This is a genomic window from Brucella pseudogrignonensis, assembly GCF_031454375.1.
GTDB classification, from domain to species: domain Bacteria; phylum Pseudomonadota; class Alphaproteobacteria; order Rhizobiales; family Rhizobiaceae; genus Brucella; species Brucella pseudogrignonensis_A.
This window is the reverse complement of record NZ_JAVDQT010000003.1, coordinates 453,618-473,157: the sequence shown is the minus strand read 5'-3', so window position 1 is coordinate 473,157 and position 19,540 is coordinate 453,618. Positions and strand designations below refer to the sequence as shown.

Sequence of the window (19,540 nt, the reverse complement as noted above, 5' to 3'; positions counted from 1 at the left end):
CCATTAAATGTCATAAAACACGAACCACTATTTGAATCAAAGAGTAACGAGGACAGGCATGACAGGTCGTACAATACTGCTCGTGGACGATGACGAAGATCTCCGCTCCATCCTCGTCGAACAGCTGGAGCTGTGCGAAGAGTTCCAGATTCTTCAGGAAGACAATGCCACCAAGGGCATTCAGACGGCGCGCAACGGCATTGTTGATCTGTTGATCATGGACGTTGGTCTGCCGGATATGGACGGTCGCGAAGCAGTCAAGCTGCTGCGCAAAGGCGGGTTCAAAGCTCCAATCATTATGCTGACTGGCCACGACACCGAATCGGACACGATTCTTGGTCTCGAATCAGGTGCGAATGATTACGTCACCAAGCCATTCAAGTTTGCCGTTCTGCTTGCGCGTATTCGTGCGCAGTTGCGCCAGCACGAGCAGAGTGAAGACGCCACATTCATCGTCGGGCCTTACACATTCAAGCCGGGCCAGAAGCTGCTTCTCGATGAGAAGGGCAGCAAGATCCGCCTGACCGAAAAAGAAGCCGCGATCATCAAGTATCTTTATCGCGCCGGCGACAAGGTCATTGGCCGCGATGTGCTGCTTGAGGAAGTGTGGGGGTATAATTCGGGCGTTACGACACACACGCTGGAAACTCACGTTTACCGTCTGCGCCAGAAAATTGAAAAGGATCCATCCAATGCATCGCTTCTGGTTACAGAAAGCGGGGGATACAAACTTGTCCCATGATGGACAGCGCATGATGCGGGTGTCATGACAAGCTATGGCGCTCGATGACGATATCCGCATTCTCAGCTCAGTAGGCCTGTTCGAGTCTTTTTCACCCGAACAGTTGCGTCTGCTCGCCTTTGGCGCAGAACGTCTTGTGCTGCGTGCTGGTCGTGAGCTATTCCGCGAAGGCCAGAGTGCTGATTGCGGCTATATCGTCGTATCGGGCAATATCAGCCTGTTTCATGATGCAGACGAAGGGCGGGTCACAATCCGCCCCGTCGGCCCTGGCGCCATGCTTGGCGAAATGGCGCTGATTGCCCAAACCTCCCGCATGACGGGTGCACTGGCTGAGGAAGAAACCGAAGTTATTCGTATCAGCCGTTCGGTGTTTCGGCGCATTCTGGAAGAATATCCGGAAGCCGCAGCCTCGCTTCACGCGCATATCAGCAGAAACCTGCTGCAACTGATTGCCGACATTGAAAAAGTAGCACCGCAATTTGACGGCAACGACTAAGTCATAATTCAATGACCCGCTCGATACCTATCGCATCGAGAAATGCCTGATCATGGCTCACAAGAAGCAGGCCACCCTCGTAATCATTGAGCGCTGTTTCCAGAGCCTGAATTGAATCAAGATCGAGATGATTTGTCGGCTCGTCCAGAATAAGCAGTTCAGGTCTGAGCGTTCCTGCGAGCACACAGGCCAATGCTGCACGCAGCAATTCACCACCGCTTAAGCTACCCGCCAGACGCGACGCACTCTCACCACGAAATGAGAAACGCGCCAGAGCCGAATGAGCATCATTATCGCTGGAACCTTTGTTCAACCTGCGGAAATTCTCATAGAGCGTCGCATTTCGGTCCATCAGACTCATCTGCTGATCAAACATGGCAATAGACGCAAAGCGCTTGATCTCACCTGAAACAGGCTGCAAATCGCCAGAAATCAACCGTAGAAGCGAGGTTTTGCCAGCGCCATTTGCACCGCGAATGACAATGCGTTCTGGCCCGACAATTTTCAGCGAGAAGTCTCGGATAACCGGGCGTTCCGGTACTGGCCCGCCAGAAACATTGCGCATTTCCAGCATCACACGCCCGGAAGGCGAAAGCGCAGCCTCAATATTAAACCGCATAGGCTTATTGCGTTCGACCTTTGCTTCCGCTTCACGCAACTGGCTTTGCGCGCGCTCTGCATTGCGCTCAGCAAGCAATTCACCACGACCGCCAGTCTTTTGCGCTTTATCGGCACGCGCATCCAGCAGAAGCTTGCTCATGCCTGCATCAGCACGAGACTTCTTCCCGCGCGCATCGCTTTTTGCCTGCCGTTCAGCGGCTTCCTGCGCTTTGAGCCTGACCTGTTTCACATCGCGCTGCGCAAGCTCAAGATCACGCTGCGCCCCTTCCCGCTCTGCTTCCTTACGCTCGTGATAGAAATCCCAGTTGCCGCCATAAAGCGTCAACGCACCTTGCGAAAGCTCTGCTATCGCATCCATTCCCCGCAACAATTCGCGATCATGGCTGACGATAACAGCAGCCCCCTGCCATTTCGCAAGCATGTCAGCGACAGCCAGACGACCATCGCGATCAAGATTATTGGTGGGTTCGTCGAGCAAAATAAGATCAGGCTTCTGAAACATTAAAGCTGCGAGCGCTGCTCGTGTCTGTTGCCCGCCGCTTAATGCTGAAAGTAGGGTTTGTGGCGCAAGCGAAAGCCCAAACATCTGCAAGGCTTCATCAAAACGCTGCGGCAAAAGCCAGTCGGCCTGCTCGAAATCAGCGTCAGTGCCCTCACCTGCTTCGATACGCGCAAGCATGTCAAAGGCAGCACCCGCATCAAACAGATCGGCTACAGTCTGCTGACCATCACTGCCGATATTCTGCGCAAGCACGCCAATCCGGCCACTGCGCGCAACAGTGCCACTGGCAGGCGGCAACTCCCCGCTCATGATTTTCAGAAGGGTGGATTTGCCAATACCATTGCGCCCGACAAGCCCAATACGGCCTTCGGTTACGCTGAAATTGATACCGGAAAAGAGTGTGCGGCCATCAGCCGTGAGCGCGGAAATACCCTGAAGCGTGAGAAGAGAAGACATGAAGAACCCCGGAAACGTTGAAAACACTGGTCATTGAAAACAGTGCTGAACGATCCATGGCTCTTTTCTCCTCTTCTGAACTTCGCTCTATATAGGCTGGCGTGTTCGATTAATCCAGATCGAATGTCGCAATTACTGGTACGTGATCGGATGGACGATCCCAGCCACGCGCTTCGCGCAGAATTTGCAAACCTTTCATATGCGCTTCCAGATCAGCCGAACCCCAGACGTGATCAAGCCTGCGGCCGCGATCGGCTGCATCCCAATCCTTCGCGCGATAGCTCCACCATGTATAGATTTTCTGGTCAGCCGGTATGACCTGACGCATCAGATCGCTCCAGCCGCCTTTAACGCGAAGATCTTCAAGTGTGGTCGTTTCAATCGGCGTATGGCTGACGATTTTCAACAATTGCTTATGCGACCAGACATCGTTTTCGAGCGGCGCAATGTTGAGATCGCCCACGAGGATCGACGAGTTTCCATCCTGCCTGTCGGCAACAATCGCCCGCATTTCCTCAAGGAAACCAAGCTTGTGCGCAAATTTTGGATTGATTGCCGGATCTGGCTCATCGCCACCCGCAGGCACATAGAAATTATGGATACGGAGCTTTTTGCCACCCGCTTCGACGACAGCGCTTAAATGACGGCAATCGCCCATCTCGCAAAAACCGACCTTTTCAACATCGCTCAGCGGTCGTTTTGAGATCGTTGCAACGCCGTGATAACCCTTCTGACCACTGATCGCGATATGCTCGTATCCAAGCGCGCGGAAGCCCTTGGAAGGAAACTGATCATCGGGGCATTTGGTTTCCTGCAAGCAGAGAACATCCGGCTGATAATCGCTCAAAAACTGCTCGACTAGCGGCATACGCAAGCGAACGGAATTGATGTTCCAGGTAGCAACAGAAAATGTCATGGGAATAAGACTCACAGCCATCAGAAGATGGCCGCGAACCTAACGATTTATCCGGCAAATGCAAATATCGAGCGTGAAGTTTTACTGGCCCTTACGCTTCATCGCTGCGCGCTGATAGTCAATCTTGAACATGTCGTCGGTAAAGCGAACGCCACTGCGAAGATTGAACACCATAATTGTGGTGTCGAGGCCCTGAGCATCGGTGATGGTCCACTGCTTGAGATCCATGGTCTTTGGTTCAAACATCATGGTGATTTTCGAATTTCCGAAAGCCGATTTATCACCCACGATCAGCGTCGTCATATCCGGTTCTTGCTTGACGCTCTGAAGGCGTCCGCCGCCGAGATCAATCCGATCAGCAAGCAGCATTTTCAGCGGTGTGGTCCCGAGCGCATACATATCCCATGTATCGAGCTTACGATTGTTGATGACAACCTGATTGCCATCAGAAATCACGCGGATTGGCGACTTGTCATAGTTGAAACGAATCTTGCCCGGACGTTCCAGATAGAAGGTGCCGCCGGTCTGTTCGCCCTTGGGGCCGAACTGAACGAACTCCCCAGTCAGCGTCCGCAATGATGAGAAATGATCGGCGATCTGCTGTGCAGCCGCTGCATTACTTGCGCCCTGTGCATGGGCCGCAACCGGCACAAAAGCCGGAGCCACAACACCAAAGCTCAATGCTCCCAATCCGAGGACGGCCACAAAGCGGCTGGCCTTCATAAAGCTCGAAATACGGGAGATCATCATGGGCAAACTCTCTTTTTTCATCATTGTCTCAGAATAAATCGGCAGTTAGGCGCCAGTATGGCAGCACAAAAACCGATGAGATCCCGAGAATTAATAGTCGTCTTCTGTCGGCACAAGTATCTCGCGCTTGCCAGCATGATTTGCAGGGCCGACAATACCTTCTTCTTCCATGCGCTCGATAATCGAGGCAGCGCGGTTATAACCAATGCCCAAGCGACGCTGGATATAGGAAGTCGAAGCCTTCTTATCGCGCAACACCACGGCAACAGCCTGATCATAAGGATCGTCGGAGTTTTCAAGGTTGGACGTTCCAGCCGGACCGCCACCTTCGTCCTCTTCCTCATCCTCGGTGATCGCGTCGAGATATTCCGGCACGCCCTGAAGCTTGAGATGTTGAACAATACGCTCAACCTCGTCATCGCCCACGAATGGACCGTGCACGCGCTGAATGCGACCGCCACCGGCCATGAACAACATATCGCCCTGACCAAGCAGCTGCTCAGCGCCTTGTTCACCCAGAATGGTGCGGCTATCGATCTTGGAGGTAACCTGGAACGAAATACGTGTCGGGAAGTTCGCCTTGATCGTACCAGTGATCACATCGACTGATGGACGCTGCGTTGCCATGATCACATGGATACCCGCTGCACGCGCCATCTGCGCCAAACGCTGTACTGTACCTTCAATATCCTTGCCCGCGACCATCATCAGATCGGCCATTTCGTCGATAATCACGACGATATATGGCATTGGTTCCAGATCAAGCTGTTCGGTTTCGTAGATCGCTTCGCCCGTGTTCCGGTCAAAGCCGGTCTGCACAGTGCGCGCGATGTTCTCACCCTTTTTCTGGGCTTCGCCAACGCGCTGATTGAAGCCGTCAATGTTGCGAACGCCAACCTTGGACATTTTGCGATAGCGGTCTTCCATCTCCCGCACGGTCCATTTCAGCGCAACCACAGCCTTCTTCGGATCGGTCACAACGGGCGTCAGAAGATGCGGAATACCATCATAGATCGAAAGCTCCAGCATCTTCGGATCAATCATTATCAGGCGGCATTCTTTTGGCGTCATGCGATAGACCAGCGACAGGATCATCGTGTTGATCGCCACCGATTTACCGGAACCTGTCGTACCCGCCACCAGAACATGGGGCATTTTTGCAATATCGGCGATGACCGGCTCACCATTGATAGTTTTGCCGAGCGCCAGCGCAAGCTTTGCTTTGGTTTGCTCAAAATCACGGCTTGCCAGCATTTCGCGCAGATAAACCATTTCGCGCTTCTGGTTTGGCAGCTCAATACCGATCACATTGCGGCCCGGAACGACAGCAACACGGGCTGCTATCGCGCTCATCGAGCGGGCAATATCGTCAGCCAGACCAATCACACGAGACGATTTGATACCCGGAGCAGGTTCAAGCTCGTAAAGCGTGACAACCGGACCCGGCTTCACATTGATGATCTCGCCACGCACGCCGAAATCTTCCAGCACACCTTCCAAAAGACGCGCATTCTGTTCGAGAGCATCCTTGGACAGTGATGCATCGCGCTGCACAAGCTTCGGTTCAGCAAGGAAATGCAACGATGGCATTTCAAATGCGCCGCCATCTTTCAGGAACGAAGACTGCGCTTCACGCTGAATGCGCGCACCGCTCTTTGGTGCTGGTGCACGTTCAGCGACCCGCGCTTTAGAGCGCTGCGGCGGTGCATCGTGCCACTCTTCACCGGCAAGCGGCATATCTTCGCCGTCACCATCCATATCGAATGGCGGTTCTTGCGAAGATGCGCCTCCAAAGCCCGGCTCATGACGACCACTGCCACGCGCTTCCGCACTGCGGCGTACGTGACGCATATCGCCATATTCGTCTTCGCGCGGCTTGCGGCGGTTCATTCCGGTTAAACGTTTGAAAGTTGCTGTTGCGCTGTAAATTGTGTGGGTAAGAGAACCAACAAATGCAGAGAGGCCACCGGAAGATGCTTCATCGTCTGCATCTTCATAATCCGAATAATCATCTTCAGCCGATGCGCCGCGTTCGCTCGCGCCATCAGTCGCAGCGTTGCCTCGTCCGATGATCCCGCTTGCAAACAGGCACAGCCAAAGCGCCGGGAAAGCCAGAACCAGCGCAATCCCCGACGCAATTGCACCTTGCGGGAAGGAACCTAAAAAGATGCCGGGAATGCGCAGCACCAGGTCGCCGAAAACACCGCCGAGACCAATTGGCATTGGCCAGCTTTCGGGAACCACAAAGCAGCTTGCAATGGCTGCAAACAGCAAAGCCGCGCCAAACCAAGCGATGCTGCGCTTGGCAATACGTCCAATGCCACCGCGCGTCATCATCAGCAACGACCAGACTGCAAGCGGCAGAAGAGCCGGAACACTGGCAAGGCCGAAAAACTGCATGGCAATGTCGGAGAAGACAGCACCCGGATAGCCAAGCGCATTGGTGACAGGATTATCCGTCGCATGACTGAGGCTGGGATCAGCCACGTTCCATGTAGCGAGCGCGCCAACAGCCATCGCTGCCAGCGAAAGCAGCGCCAGCCCAAAGAGGATATAAAATTGCCTGCGGAAGATATTGACCAGTCGCAGTCTATCTTCCGAAATCCGCTCGTCACGCAGCGGGTATGAGGGCGAATATCCTTGCCGCATAAAGCCTGTCCCGAACTATGGTTTGTTGCCCTTGGGCTTTGAATGCCCTGGGCGCAATGAATCGGGCTGATCCTAGCCTTGCGATGGTTAATTCCTCATTAACCATGCAGTGTCCTGCACATGCAAATAACGCTGAACGTGAAAAAGGCGCGGTTTCCCGCGCCTTTTTCTTCTTGAGACAACCCTGTTCTACTGAACAGACTCGCCGTGCAACGCGATGTCAAGACCTTCCATTTCTTCCTGCTTTGTCGGGCGCAGACCCATGATGGCCTTGATCACATAAAGGATGATGGCTGTTGCAACTGCGGTGTAAACAATCGTGACTGCCGCACCAAAGAACTGCTTGCCCATGGTTGCGCCTTCACCAGCAGCATTAATTGCCACATCAGCAAAGAAGCCAGTCAGGATCGCACCAACAAAGCCGCCAACACCGTGTACGCCGAAGGCATCGAGCGAGTCGTCATAGCCAAGTGCGTGCTTGAGTTTAACCGCTGCCACGTAGCAGATAAGGCCTGCGATGATACCGATGATCAGTGCGCCCGTTGGGTTGACGAAGCCAGCGGCAGGCGTAACAGCAACCAGACCAGCAACGGCACCCGAGATGATACCAAGAACGCTTGGCTTACCGGCGATTGCCCATTCAGCAAACATCCAGGCGAGAGCTGCACCAGCGGTCGCAACCTGCGTGTTGAGCATAGCGACAGCAGCGAGCGAATTGGCACCAGCAGCCGAACCAGCGTTGAAGCCGAACCAGCCCACCCACAGAAGAGCAGCACCAATGACCGATAGAACGAGGTTGTGTGGAGCCATGTTGACGTGGCCGTAACCGTCACGCTTGCCAATGATAAGGGCTGCAACAAGACCTGCAACGCCAGCATTGATGTGAACAACCGTACCACCAGCAAAGTCGAGAACGCCGTCAGAACCGAGGAAGCCGCCGCCCCATACCCAATGCGCAACCGGCACATAGACGATGAACAGCCATAGAACCATGAAAACGAGCATGGAGGAGAATTTCATGCGTTCAGCAAACGAACCGGCAATCAGCGCTGGTGTGATAACCGCAAAGGTCATCTGGAACACGATGAAGAGATATTCAGGAATTGTTCCGGTGAGCGATTCCATCGTCACGCCCGACAGGAATGCCTTATCGAAACCGCCGATATAGGCGTTCATCGAACCACCGTCGGTGAAAGCAAGCGAATAGCCGAAGAACATCCACAATACTGACATAAGGCAGGTGATTGCGAAGCTCTGCATCACAGTGGAAAGCACATTTTTCTTACGAACCATACCGCCGTAGAAAAGTGCGAGACCAGGAATGGTCATCATCAGCACGAGCGCGGTTGAAGTCAGCATCCAGGCGGTGTCGCCCGTATCAAGGGTCGGGGTAGCTTCGGCTGCATCCTGCGCAAAGGCTGTTCCCGCTAATACGAGCAGCGCAGGAAGGGTGGCAAATGCCGTCTGCTTGAATCTTTCAGTTATGAGCATCGAGTATCTCCGTCGAATGGCGGCTTCAAACGCGTCTGCGCTGAAAAGACCGGTTCGAACTAAGAGAAACAAAAATCGTGCCAGTTACCGACCACCACACCATAAAAATGCAATTTTTCTGATGTCTGATGCTCACTGATGTCTCAGAACTGTCAGATGGACGCTGTATTTTCGCCCAAAATGCGGGCTTTTCGGTAAACAAGGCAAATGATGAAAGCGCCGAAAAAATCTTTCTATGGAAAAATAAAAGCGGTCTAACCCGGATGGGCAAAACCGCTTTAAGTGATTCATCGGATTCAGTTTTTAGACCTAGGCCTCATTTCATGCAGGTGGCAATTGCATAAAAATTGAACACGTATATTCCTGATGATTAAAATATCATCATTTGGCTTTTTCATGCACACGAATAAGCCCTTCCTGCGCAACCGACGCGATTAACAACCCATCGCGGGTATAAAGCGCGCCACGGTTAAATCCACGTGCGCCGGAAGCACTTGGGGTATCCTGTGTGTATAAAAGCCAGTCATCGAGCCTGCATGGGCGATGAAACCACATCGCATGATCAAGGCTCGCCACCTGCAGATCACGATCAAAAATCGTGCGTCCGTGCGGGTGAAGAGATGTATCAAGCAATGTCATATCGGAGAGATAGGCAAGAATAGCCGCCTGAAGCGCACGATCATCCGGCACGATGCCGCGCGCCCGCACCCATACATGCTGACTTGGTGCCAGTTTTTCGCGCGAGAAATAATGCTTGAGCGACACCGGCTTTATCTCAATCGGGCGCTCCTGTTCCCAATATTTGCGCACACCCGACGGAGCAAGATGCAGATATTCGTCTTTCAGATCATGATCGCCGACCAGTTGCTCAGGCAATGGCAGACCTTCCGGCATTTCGATCTGATGATCAAGACCAGGCTCATCAATCTGAAATGACGCAGAGAGCGTGAAGATCGCCTTACCATGCTGCTTTGCCAGAACACGGCGCGTATTGAAGCTCGAACCATCGCGAATGCGGTCGACTTCATAGATAATCGGGATTGCTGGATCACCCGGCCGCACAAAATAGCCGTGCAGAGAGTGAACCTGCCGTTCCGGCTCCACCGTGCGCTGCGCTGCAATCAGCGCCTGACCAATCACCTGCCCGCCAAAAACGCGCTGCCAGCCCACTTGTGGGCTGTTACCACGGAAAAGATCCACTTCCAGCGTTTCAAGATCAAGCGTTTCAAGAAGCTGCTGCATGGCAGCCGTTTGCTCGGTCTTTGATAGATTGGTCTTTTCATTATTGGACATGGACAGCCTGTCTCCTGAAACCCTATATAGAGAACATATTCTTGATGAACTGTTTGGGCTTGCACAAGGGAAACTGTCAAGTTCCCCCAAACTGTCGCAGCCTTATCTGCTTCATCGAAGAACGATCTGAAAGGAAGAGCCATGTCCGCCGAAGCCACTCAAAATGCAGCCAACAAACGCGATCTGGTGATTGCAGGTGGTGGCTATGTCGGCCTTGTGACTGCTGTTGCTGTCAAATCCGCAGCCCCGCATCTTTCCGTAACCGTCATTGATGGCGCACCGGCTGGCGCATGGAAAAATGACCCGCGTGCTTCTTCCATTGCCGCTGCCGCCTCACGCATGCTCGATCAGCTTGGCTGCTGGCAGGAGATTGTCACAGATGCTCAGCCAATCACTGAGATGGTCGTAACAGACTCCCGCACCTCTGATCCCGTGCGTCCGGTCTTTCTGACATTCGCTGGCGACGTGAACCCCGGCGAGCCCTTTGCGCATATGGTGGAAAACCGCGTTCTCAACACCGCCCTTCACAACAAGGCAGACGAACTCGGCATCACCTTTATCGAAGGCATGAGTGTCGAGAATTTTGAAACGCTGCCCGAATCCGTCACTGTTACTTTGGCCAATGGCGAAACTATCTCCACGCGCTTGCTGATTGCCGCTGATGGCGCGAAGTCGCGCCTGCGTGATATTGCAGGCATAAAGACTGTTAACTGGGATTACGATCAGTCGGGCATCGTCTGTAATGTTTCCCATGAACGCCCCCATGGGGGCCGTGCCGACGAACATTTCCTGCCTGCTGGCCCATTCGCTATCCTACCGCTGAAAGGCAATCGCAGTTCTCTCGTCTGGACAGAACGCACCGCCGATGCGGAGCGCCTCATCCGGGAAGATGACTTCATCTTTGAAACAGAACTCGAGCAGCGTTTCGGCCATCGCCTTGGCGCACTGACGGTTGAAGGCCCGCGCCGCGCCTTCCCACTCGGCCTCACGCTGGCACGCGAATTTGTAAAGCCACGTTTCGCACTTGTGGGCGATGCAGCCCATCGTATTCATCCAATCGCCGGTCAAGGCCTCAACCTTGGTTTCCGCGATGCTGCAGCCATTGCAGAAGTGATTGTCGAGACAGACCGCCTCGGTCTCGACATAGGCTCTTTTGCAGCACTGGAACGCTATCAGGCATGGCGCCGGTTCGACACGGTGCAGATGGGTGTCACAACCGATGTGCTGACCAAACTCTTCTCCAACGACAATCCGGCTGTGCGCACCATTCGCGACATTGGACTGGGTCTTGTGGATCGCGTTCCAAGCCTCAAGTCGTTCTTTATCAAACAGGCTGCGGGCCTTTCGGGCGATACCCCGCGTCTGCTGCAAGGAGAGGCGATTTAAGCCTCTCACGACCACTGGAAAAAGCTTCCACGTCTGCTAAAAAAGCAAAACATAGCATAGGCGTGGGGGCCTCAGGGCATGCATACCAATAAGCGATTGATCGACGTGATTTTGCAGGCGCAGGCAAGCTTATGGTCAGCGGCATGTGTTCACAAACTGTCTAAAATTGCAGGCGCCCTTGCCATCATTATCGCTATGGCAGCAGCCGTCATCTATTCGGCCGTTAAGCCTGACAATAATTGGGATATGATCCCCTATATCGCGACAGCACTGGAAAACCGCTATCCCGATGCAAATGCGCTGCATACGGAAACATGGCGGCAAGTCGCCGAGGTCGCATCAGAAGGCGAACTTCAAGTCTTGAAACACGATGGCGGTTTTCGGAGTGCCCAATGGGAGAACCCGGATAGCTTCAAGTCATTGTTGGTCATGTATCGCGTCAAGGCTGGCTATATTCAACTGCTGCGCTGGCTGGAGCCTTATACCGGCCTGGCTCGTGGCGGCCACCTGATCAGCATTGCGGCCTCACTTACGATTGGGCTTCTCACGCTTTGGTTGCTCGCCAGCTATAAATCGCTTCAGGCTGGCCTCATCGTCGGCCCTGTTCTTTTGCTGGCCGGTTATGGACCAATATCGTCAGCTGTATTTCCCGATATCACCATGGCAGCGCTTTCCTTCGCTGCCATTTTTGCCATTCTGCGTAAACATGACTGGCTGGGTGCGATGCTACTCGTGCTCTCCTTCACGATCCGTCCAGACAATATAATCATGATATTCGCTCTGCTGATCACAGCAATCCTGTTCGGCTGGCGAAAACTCCCACTAGTGATCGCTTTCGCAGTGTGTATCGCGGCAGCATTAGTGATGGAGAAAACTGCAGGACATCCTGGTTGGTGGGCACACCTCTATTTCACCTGCATTAATATGCCAAGCTCTATGGCCGGTTTTAACCCGGATTTTTCGCTCGCCCTTCTGATCAAAGCCTATATTCGTGGTCTCATACTGGCGCTTTATCTCGAAAGCTGGCCTTCTATACTTCTGATAGCACTGGTCGCATGGATCGCAATGGCGAGAGCCGGGATCAGATCAGATATACCGCGATTGAATGGTATTATCTTTGCCATGGTCATCGGAATTCTTGGAAAATTTGCTTATTTCCCGATGCCCTATGATCGCTTCTTCTTCAACATGATTATTATCATGGTTCTCATGCTTTCACTGGCATGGGCAGACGATACAAACCGTAAGATTGCCCATAGCTGACACTGGAACGCATCGGAATGCGCCCTATGTGGTTTTTAAACCCAACAGAGGAGTTTCATCATGGATAGAAAAGCAACAGCCGTCTGGAAAGGCACGCTCAAAGAAGGCAAAGGCACGCTCAATACACAGAGCGGTGCTTTGAAAGATCTGCCTTATGACTTCAAAGCGCGCTTTGAGGATGAAAGTGGTCGCGCTGGTACCAATCCAGAAGAATTGCTGGGAGCAGCGCATGCAGGATGCTTTGCGATGAACCTCTCAGCACTTCTGACACAAAATGGCACTCCGGCAGAAAAGCTTGAAGCAACAGCCGCGGTCACAGTGGTTCCTGCATCTGGTGGCGGCTTCGAGATTACACGCAGTGCTTTGACGCTTAATGCAACCATTCCCGGCATATCAAACGACGATTTTCAGAAGCTCGCTGAAACAGCGGAAAAGACCTGCCCACTTTCTAAGGCGCTTGGTGCCATTGAAGTAACGCTGGACGCCAAACTGGTGTGATAAAATAAAAGCGGGCATTGCCCGCTTTTTTCATCCTGGCAGATGACAGACAGCTTCGATGTTATGACCGTCAGGATCGGTCACGAAAGCTGCGTAATAATCCGGGTGATAATGCTCGCGTATTCCCGGCTTACCATTGTCTTTTCCGCCTGCGGCAAGTGCCGCTTCATAGAAGCGATCGACTTCAGACCGTGTTCCGGCTGAAAAGGCCACATGCAGAACCCCTTCGAGTTTTGCACCTTTCTGTTTGCCGATCCAAAACTCTGGCTTGCCATTGCGGCCATAGCCAACCCAGTCACCAAATTCCATAGCACGCGAAATACCGAGCGGTTTGAGCGCGGCATCATAGAATGCGCTGGATTTTGGCATGCTGGAAATATTGAAGCCGATATGATCAAGCATGATGAAACCTTCAAACAAGGACTAAACTTCTGCTTTCTGATCAGATATGGGCGATACGAAAAAATCAAGTATCAGCCAGATTTGCCGCAAAAGAAAAGGGAGGCAAAGCCTCCCTCTAATTCAGTATTTGATTGCCGCGATTACACGCGGCACTCAACCATCATCTTCTTGATTTCGGCACAAAAGGCGTGGAGGCCACAGGCCGACAGGGAAACAAAAAAGGCGATTGCCGCGATTACACGCGGCGCTCAACCATCATTTTCTTGATTTCGGCAATCGCCTTGGCAGGGTTAAGACCCTTCGGGCAAGTCTGCGCGCAGTTCATGATCGTGTGGCAACGATACAGGCGGAACGGATCTTCGAGATTATCGAGACGTTCGCCCTTTGCTTCGTCGCGGCTGTCGATCAGCCAGCGATAGGCCTGAAGCAGCACAGCTGGTCCAAGATAACGATCGCCGTTCCACCAGTAGCTTGGGCACGAGGTCGAGCAGCAAGCGCAGAGAATGCACTCGTAAAGACCATCAAGCTTCTGGCGATCTTCGTGGCTCTGCAACCATTCCTTCTGCGGCTCAGGCGAAACCGTCTTGAGCCATGGCTCAATCGAACGGTGCTGAGCGTAGAAGTTGCTGAGATCAGGCACCAGATCCTTAACCACAGGCATATGCGGCAGCGGGTAGACCTTGATGGAACCCTTGATCTCGTCCATGCCCTTGGTGCAGGCAAGCGTGTTCGCGCCATCGATGTTCATTGCGCAGGAACCGCAAATGCCTTCACGGCACGAACGGCGCAGCGTCAGCGTCGGATCGATCTTGTTCTTGATGTAGAGAAGACCGTCGAGCACCATCGGACCGCAATCATCGCGATCGATATAATAAGTATCGATGCTTGGATTTGCGTCGTCATCCGGCGACCAGCGATAAATGCGGAACTCCGTTACATTCGTGGCACCATCTGGACGCGGCCAGGTCTTGCCTTCCTGCATACGGGAGTTTTTGGGAAGTGCGAGTTCAACCATTGCTCATTCCCTCGATTAGTAAACGCGCTTTTTCGGCGCGATTTTGGCCAGATTGATGCCACCTTCTTCCTCGGTCGTCAGCGGATCGAGGTGAACAGGGCGGTAATCAAGCTTCACGTCGCCATTTGGCGACAGCCAGGAAAGGGTGTGTTTACGCCATTCGGCATCATTACGATCCGGGAAATCCTCATGCGCATGTGCGCCACGGCTTTCCTTGCGGGCTTCAGCCGAAACAACTGTCACCATGGCATTTGCCATCAGGTTTTCCAGTTCCAGCGTTTCAACCAGATCGGAATTCCAGATCATCGAACGGTCAGATACCTTAAGATCAGGCAGTTCTTTCCAGATTTCCGCCATACGTGCCACGCCCTGTTTGAGCGATTCCGACGTACGGAACACGGCTGCATCTTCCTGCATGGTGCGCTGCATCTTTTCGCGCAGTTCTGCGGTTGGCGTATTGCCGTTCGCATAACGAAGACGATGGAAACGATCCATGATCTTGTCGCAAGCAGCTTCGTCGATGTCCGGGATCTTTGCAGAACGATCAATGACTTCGCCAGCGCGGATTGCAGCCGCACGACCAAACACCACCAGATCGATCAGCGAGTTGGAACCAAGACGGTTTGCACCATGCACCGATGCACAACCAGCTTCACCCACAGCCATCAGGCCCGGCTGAACGCGATCTGGGTCTTCCTTGGTTGGGTTGAGCACTTCGCCCCAATAATTGGTTGGAATGCCGCCCATATTATAATGAACCGTTGGCAGAACCGGGATCGGTTCCTTGGTCAAATCCACACCTGCGAAAATCTTGGCCGACTCGGAAATTCCCGGCAGACGTTCATGCAGAACAGCCGGATCAAGATGGTCGAGATGCAGGTAGATGTGATCTTTGTTCTTGCCAACGCCACGACCAGCGCGGATTTCCATGGTCATACAACGCGAAACAACGTCACGCGAGGCAAGATCCTTGGCGGAAGGCGCATAACGCTCCATGAAGCGCTCGCCTTCGGAATTGACGAGATAACCGCCTTCACCGCGTGCGCCTTCGGTAATCAGACAGCCCGCGCCGTAAATGCCGGTCGGATGGAACTGAACGAATTCCATATCCTGAAGCGGAAGGCCTGCACGTGCCGCCATGCCGCCACCGTCGCCGGTGCAGGTATGCGCAGAGGTTGCCGAGAAATATGAGCGACCATAACCACCCGTCGCCATAACCACCATTTTGGCGGAGAAGCGATGGATTGTGCCATCATCAAGGTTCCATGCGACAACGCCCGTGCAGACGCCGTCGGTCATGATCAGATCAAGCGCGAAGTATTCAATGAAGAACTGCGCATTGTTTTTCAGCGACTGACCGTAAAGCGTGTGCAGGATCGCGTGGCCGGTACGGTCAGCAGCAGCGCAGGTGCGCTGAACTGGCGGACCATCGCCAAAGTTCTGCATGTGGCCGCCGAATGGGCGCTGATAAATCTTGCCTTCTTCGGTACGCGAGAACGGCACACCGTAATGTTCAAGCTCGTAAACCGCAGCGGGAGCCTCACGCGCCAGATATTCCATGGCGTCGGTATCACCCAGCCAGTCCGATCCCTTGACGGTATCGTACATATGCCACTGCCAGCTGTCCGGGCCCATGTTTTTGAGCGAAGCGGCAATACCACCCTGCGCTGCAACCGTATGGGAGCGCGTCGGGAAAACCTTAGTGATACAGGCTGTCTTCAGGCCCTGTTCAGCCATGCCAAGTGTTGCGCGCAGACCGGCACCACCGGCGCCCACCACGACAACATCAAACTTGTGATCAACGAATGTGTAGTTCTTTTCGCCCGCAGCACCAGCTGCATTGTTTTGTGCACTAGCCATCGGGCTATCAACCTCCGAAGCTCAGCTTGAGGATCGCGTAAACGCAAACCACGCCCACAACCACCGTGAAGAAGGTGTTGAGCATGACCAGCAGAACCTTCAGGCCTTCGCTGTGAATGTAATCTTCAATAACAACCTGCATGCCAAGACGCATGTGGTAAACGCCGGTCAGCACGAACAACGCCATCACCAGAGCGGTGAAGGGATGCGCCAGAACGGCTTTCACTTCCGCGTAGCTTGCGCCCTGCAGCGAAATGACCAGACCAACGAAAAACAGAACCAGCGGAACGAGCGCCACGGCACTCATACGCTGAAACCAGAAGTGGCCGGTACCTTCCTTGGCAGACCCCAGACCGCGAACCTTGCCGAGAGGTGTACGCATATCGCTCATGTCAGAACTCCTTTCAGCGCACTGCGAAAACAACAACCCAGAGAAGGATTGTTACAGGCAGTGAGAAGGCCAACGTCAGCCAAGCGATCTTGCTGGCTGTGTGCTTTTCAAGTCCGGCACCCATGTCCCAGATGAAATGGCGCACGCCGCCAGCCAGATGGTGCAACAGCGCCCATGTGTAGCCAAACAGCACAATATAGCCGATCCACGAATTGTAGATCCAGCTCACAGTGTTGAAAGCGTCTTCACCAATTGCAGCGGCAATCAGCCAAGCAGCGAGAAGAAGGGTTCCGAAATAAAGCGCAACACCGGTGATACGATGGATGATCGACATCGTCATCGTAATCTTCGGTCGATAAATCGACAGATGTGGCGACAAAGGACGCTGACGCGTAACGGTCGGTTGTGTCATGGCTCTCGTGGGCTTCCCTGACGTTTCCACCCGCTTCGCCATATGCCGGTTTTGTCTGGCATGATGAAGCAGATGCGGGCTCATTCGGAGCCCGGTTCGATGTCGTTAACAGCGCAAGGAAACGGAACTGTTCGATCCTGCGCCGGCACGACCCAGAAAATGTGGCTGGATCGTGTCGCACGACCCTATGTGGCGCTTTCTACTGCGCTTTCACCACCACGTCAAAGAAGCTTTTTCACGAAAAGACTAACAATTGGTCGCACCCGGACGACACTTTCACGTGATTTAGGAATTCAAACGATTGAAGTCCCGTATTTGGCAAAACATGTGTAATTTCATCCACTTTTACAGGCGAAACTCAGTTGCCGAAGCGAATCACATAGCTGGACCAGTCGGCAGCCGTGGCGACCTGTTCGTAGAGCTTGCGGCCATCTTCCGGAACGCGCGGCGCATTGAGCACAAGCTTCGACCAACTGCGCTCTTCAGCCTTGTCAGCCAGCACATCAATCAGAGCTTTCGCAATGCCTTTGCCGCGATGGTCATGATGGACGTAAATGTGATCCACCTGCCCTGCTCGCAGGCCGGAAACCGGCTCTGGAAGATCGAAGAAAATGACAAAGCCAACGAGATCGCCGTCAACGCGCGCACCAAGAATTTCGGTCGCACGGTCCTGCAACAGATGCTCGGCATAAAAATCATCCGGTCGGCGTGGCGCACCGCGCTTCAATGCCTGCGCATAGCTCGCAAGCAAAGGCGCAAACACATGAGCGTCACGCAAATGAAGCAGGGCAATATCGACGGCATGATCTGTGGTCATTTCGGTCTTTTCCTCCAAGCACATCCCCCAAAACGGGAGTAGGGCGATTGTAGACAACAGGCCACTCAAAGGTAAAGCATATCCGTATAATTCAACGTGTTTTATCGAGCTCTGTTTGTGCCACGCAATTCGACGACATTGTCATCAAGCATCATGGGCAAAGCCGTGCGAACGCAATTACGGCCATTTTTTTTGGCCTCATAAAGCGCCCCATCAGCACGCTTGTAGACGTCAGAGAAAAAGTCATCAAACTCCATCTCCGTAACACCGAAACTAACCGTGAAGGTAACTTCGCCAGCAGAAGCCGGCAGAGAAATATCGGCACAAGACAACCGCGCACGCTCCGCAAAGCGCCATGCTGACTGGATCGTATGACCGGGCAACAGCACAGCAAACTCTTCCCCCCCCATACGTGCCGCAATGCCACCCTTCGCTGCTGCCGTGCGGCGCAACTCATCCGCGAATACAGCAATCACACGGTCACCCAAAGCATGTCCATGGGTGTCATTGATGAGTTTGAAGTAGTCAATATCGCAGACGATCAGCGACAGTGCCTGCCGCATACGCTTAGACTTTTCAATTGCCGCTTCCGCACGAAACTCGAAACCGCGCCGGTTAAGAAGCCCTGAAAGCTGATCGGTCTCCGAACGCAGCGTCACGTCGGAAATCAGCTCACCCATGAGGCTCAAAAGCAAAAGTAAGCCACCAGCGACCGAAAGTCCGGCACCGATCGACTGGACCAAAAGCGCATAGTCCGTGCGAATGTAATCATCAGGCGATGCACCAACACCACCAACCAGATTAGCCAGCACCGGCTTAATCAGAAAATGAATTGCGCTCACCGTAAACAAGCCCGCCATCAGGCCATCAAGAGCGCCCCAGGCGCGGCCAAAAGGTCTTGTACGGGTTCGACTGCTTGTTCGGCTATGGATCACAATCCAGGCTGCAAGCATCAGAATCAAAAAATACGGCAATTGATAGAGAATACGACCCAGCATTTCACTGCGGGCAATATCGTAAATACCGTAGATTAAGACCACTGAACCTATTGTAAGAATCCCAAGTGGCCACCAGGGAACAGGCACAGAATACATGCGTGCAACGCCGACAACGAGAAATGACATCGTCACGAAATACACAATAAATGCCAGCATATAGCCAAGTTTCTGACTTGGAATTGAAGGCATCAGCAGTTCGGTGAGAAAATAAAGCATCGCGAAAATAAAGCCGATGCCAAAAACCGGCGCCGCACTGTTGTCACGCGCATAGGCCGCAATACCGAAAAAAGTAAGCGCAAACAGGCCGGAAACCGTCATGTTTATCAGCAGTATGAACTCAGCGCCGTCCATTCATATTTTCCCGCATAGATGCCTGCCAGCACATCACAATATAAGCCCATTGCAATAAAACATAATACACTGAAAGCATGAAAAAGGAGCTAATTTAGAGCCTGAAATGTAGTGCTATAAATAATAAAGCTGCCGAATTACTCCGGCAGCTCTTGCATGCATAAGAGTCGATTCCGAAAAGTGTAACGCGGTTTTCGGAAATAGCGCTCGTTAAAACATAGTTCTAAGAAG

Annotated in this window: 19 protein-coding genes; 6 read left to right on the top strand and 13 right to left on the bottom strand. The window is 53.1% G+C overall.

Annotated features, from left to right (window positions below; translation table 11 throughout):
- Positions 1-58 precede the first annotated feature (58 nt).
- Both optR and J2782_RS13085 read left to right on the top strand, forming a co-directional pair.
- Positions 59-742 carry a response regulator OptR gene (optR, locus tag J2782_RS13090; RefSeq protein WP_250041544.1) on the top strand — a complete coding sequence of 228 codons (684 nt, stop codon included), beginning with the start codon at positions 59-61 and terminating at the stop codon, positions 740-742.
- Between the two features lie 34 nt (positions 743-776).
- Positions 777-1,238: a Crp/Fnr family transcriptional regulator gene (locus J2782_RS13085; protein ID WP_310013231.1), complete on the top strand. Its 462-nt coding sequence runs from the start codon at positions 777-779 to the stop codon at positions 1,236-1,238.
- 1 nt (position 1,239) lies between these two features.
- On the opposite strand, the gene J2782_RS13080 is transcribed toward J2782_RS13085, so the two are convergent.
- The 5 genes from J2782_RS13080 to J2782_RS13060 all read right to left on the bottom strand — a co-directional run bounded on the left by J2782_RS13080 (position 1,240) and on the right by J2782_RS13060 (position 8,623).
- Entirely contained in the window at positions 1,240-2,817 is a 1,578-nt protein-coding gene (locus J2782_RS13080; RefSeq protein WP_310013230.1) for an ABC-F family ATP-binding cassette domain-containing protein, read from the bottom strand.
- A 109-nt stretch (positions 2,818-2,926) separates the two neighbouring features.
- Positions 2,927-3,733 (bottom strand): exodeoxyribonuclease III, encoded by an 807-nt coding sequence (locus J2782_RS13075; RefSeq protein WP_310013229.1) that lies wholly within the window; start codon positions 3,731-3,733, stop codon positions 2,927-2,929.
- A gap of 81 nt (positions 3,734-3,814) precedes the next feature.
- Positions 3,815-4,483, bottom strand: coding sequence for an outer membrane lipoprotein carrier protein LolA (locus tag J2782_RS13070; RefSeq protein WP_310013224.1), 669 nt, complete (start codon positions 4,481-4,483; stop codon positions 3,815-3,817).
- 90 nt (positions 4,484-4,573) lie between these two features.
- Positions 4,574-7,132 (bottom strand): FtsK/SpoIIIE family DNA translocase, encoded by a 2,559-nt coding sequence (locus J2782_RS13065; RefSeq protein WP_310013223.1) that lies wholly within the window; start codon positions 7,130-7,132, stop codon positions 4,574-4,576.
- Positions 7,133-7,321: 189 nt separating this feature from the next.
- A complete protein-coding gene (locus J2782_RS13060) occupies positions 7,322-8,623 on the bottom strand; it encodes an ammonium transporter (RefSeq protein WP_250041534.1) in 1,302 nt (433 codons plus the stop codon).
- A gap of 128 nt (positions 8,624-8,751) precedes the next feature.
- Between J2782_RS13060 and J2782_RS13055 the strand changes: the two genes are divergently transcribed.
- Positions 8,752-8,967, top strand: a complete 216-nt coding sequence (locus J2782_RS13055) for a hypothetical protein (protein ID WP_310013218.1) — start codon at positions 8,752-8,754, stop codon at positions 8,965-8,967.
- Between the two features lie 37 nt (positions 8,968-9,004).
- Here J2782_RS13055 and tesB read toward each other — a convergent pair whose 3' ends face one another.
- Positions 9,005-9,916, bottom strand: a complete 912-nt coding sequence (tesB, locus tag J2782_RS13050) for an acyl-CoA thioesterase II (RefSeq protein WP_250041532.1) — start codon at positions 9,914-9,916, stop codon at positions 9,005-9,007.
- A gap of 141 nt (positions 9,917-10,057) precedes the next feature.
- On the opposite strand from tesB, the gene J2782_RS13045 reads away from it, so the two are divergent.
- The 3 genes from J2782_RS13045 to J2782_RS13035 all read left to right on the top strand — a co-directional run bounded on the left by J2782_RS13045 (position 10,058) and on the right by J2782_RS13035 (position 13,063).
- Positions 10,058-11,302: a ubiquinone biosynthesis hydroxylase gene (locus tag J2782_RS13045; protein ID WP_310013215.1), complete on the top strand. Its 1,245-nt coding sequence runs from the start codon at positions 10,058-10,060 to the stop codon at positions 11,300-11,302.
- Between the two features lie 78 nt (positions 11,303-11,380).
- The gene (locus tag J2782_RS13040) at positions 11,381-12,565 is read left to right on the top strand and encodes a hypothetical protein (protein ID WP_310013213.1); all 1,185 of its coding nucleotides are present in this window, start codon (positions 11,381-11,383) and stop codon (positions 12,563-12,565) included.
- A gap of 60 nt (positions 12,566-12,625) precedes the next feature.
- Entirely contained in the window at positions 12,626-13,063 is a 438-nt protein-coding gene (locus tag J2782_RS13035) for an OsmC family protein (RefSeq protein WP_310013210.1), read from the top strand.
- A gap of 30 nt (positions 13,064-13,093) precedes the next feature.
- Here J2782_RS13035 and J2782_RS13030 read toward each other — a convergent pair whose 3' ends face one another.
- The 7 genes from J2782_RS13030 to J2782_RS13000 form a co-directional block, all read right to left on the bottom strand.
- Positions 13,094-13,465 carry a VOC family protein gene (locus tag J2782_RS13030; protein WP_310013208.1) on the bottom strand — a complete coding sequence of 124 codons (372 nt, stop codon included), beginning with the start codon at positions 13,463-13,465 and terminating at the stop codon, positions 13,094-13,096.
- Positions 13,466-13,700: 235 nt separating this feature from the next.
- Positions 13,701-14,480, bottom strand: a complete 780-nt coding sequence (locus tag J2782_RS13025; RefSeq protein ID WP_250041522.1) for a succinate dehydrogenase iron-sulfur subunit — start codon at positions 14,478-14,480, stop codon at positions 13,701-13,703.
- Positions 14,481-14,495: 15 nt separating this feature from the next.
- On the bottom strand, positions 14,496-16,340 hold the full coding sequence (sdhA, locus tag J2782_RS13020; protein WP_250041520.1) for a succinate dehydrogenase flavoprotein subunit: 1,845 nt from the start codon (positions 16,338-16,340) through the stop codon (positions 14,496-14,498).
- Positions 16,341-16,347: 7 nt separating this feature from the next.
- Entirely contained in the window at positions 16,348-16,731 is a 384-nt protein-coding gene (gene sdhD / locus J2782_RS13015) for a succinate dehydrogenase, hydrophobic membrane anchor protein (RefSeq protein ID WP_310013201.1), read from the bottom strand.
- 13 nt (positions 16,732-16,744) lie between these two features.
- On the bottom strand, positions 16,745-17,143 hold the full coding sequence (gene sdhC / locus J2782_RS13010) for a succinate dehydrogenase, cytochrome b556 subunit (protein WP_310013199.1): 399 nt from the start codon (positions 17,141-17,143) through the stop codon (positions 16,745-16,747).
- Positions 17,144-17,501: 358 nt separating this feature from the next.
- A complete protein-coding gene (locus J2782_RS13005; RefSeq protein ID WP_310013197.1) occupies positions 17,502-17,960 on the bottom strand; it encodes a GNAT family N-acetyltransferase in 459 nt (152 codons plus the stop codon).
- 101 nt (positions 17,961-18,061) lie between these two features.
- Complete coding sequence (locus tag J2782_RS13000; protein ID WP_310013196.1) at positions 18,062-19,309, bottom strand: GGDEF domain-containing protein; 1,248 nt, start codon at positions 19,307-19,309, stop codon at positions 18,062-18,064.
- Positions 19,310-19,540: the final 231 nt, after the last annotated feature.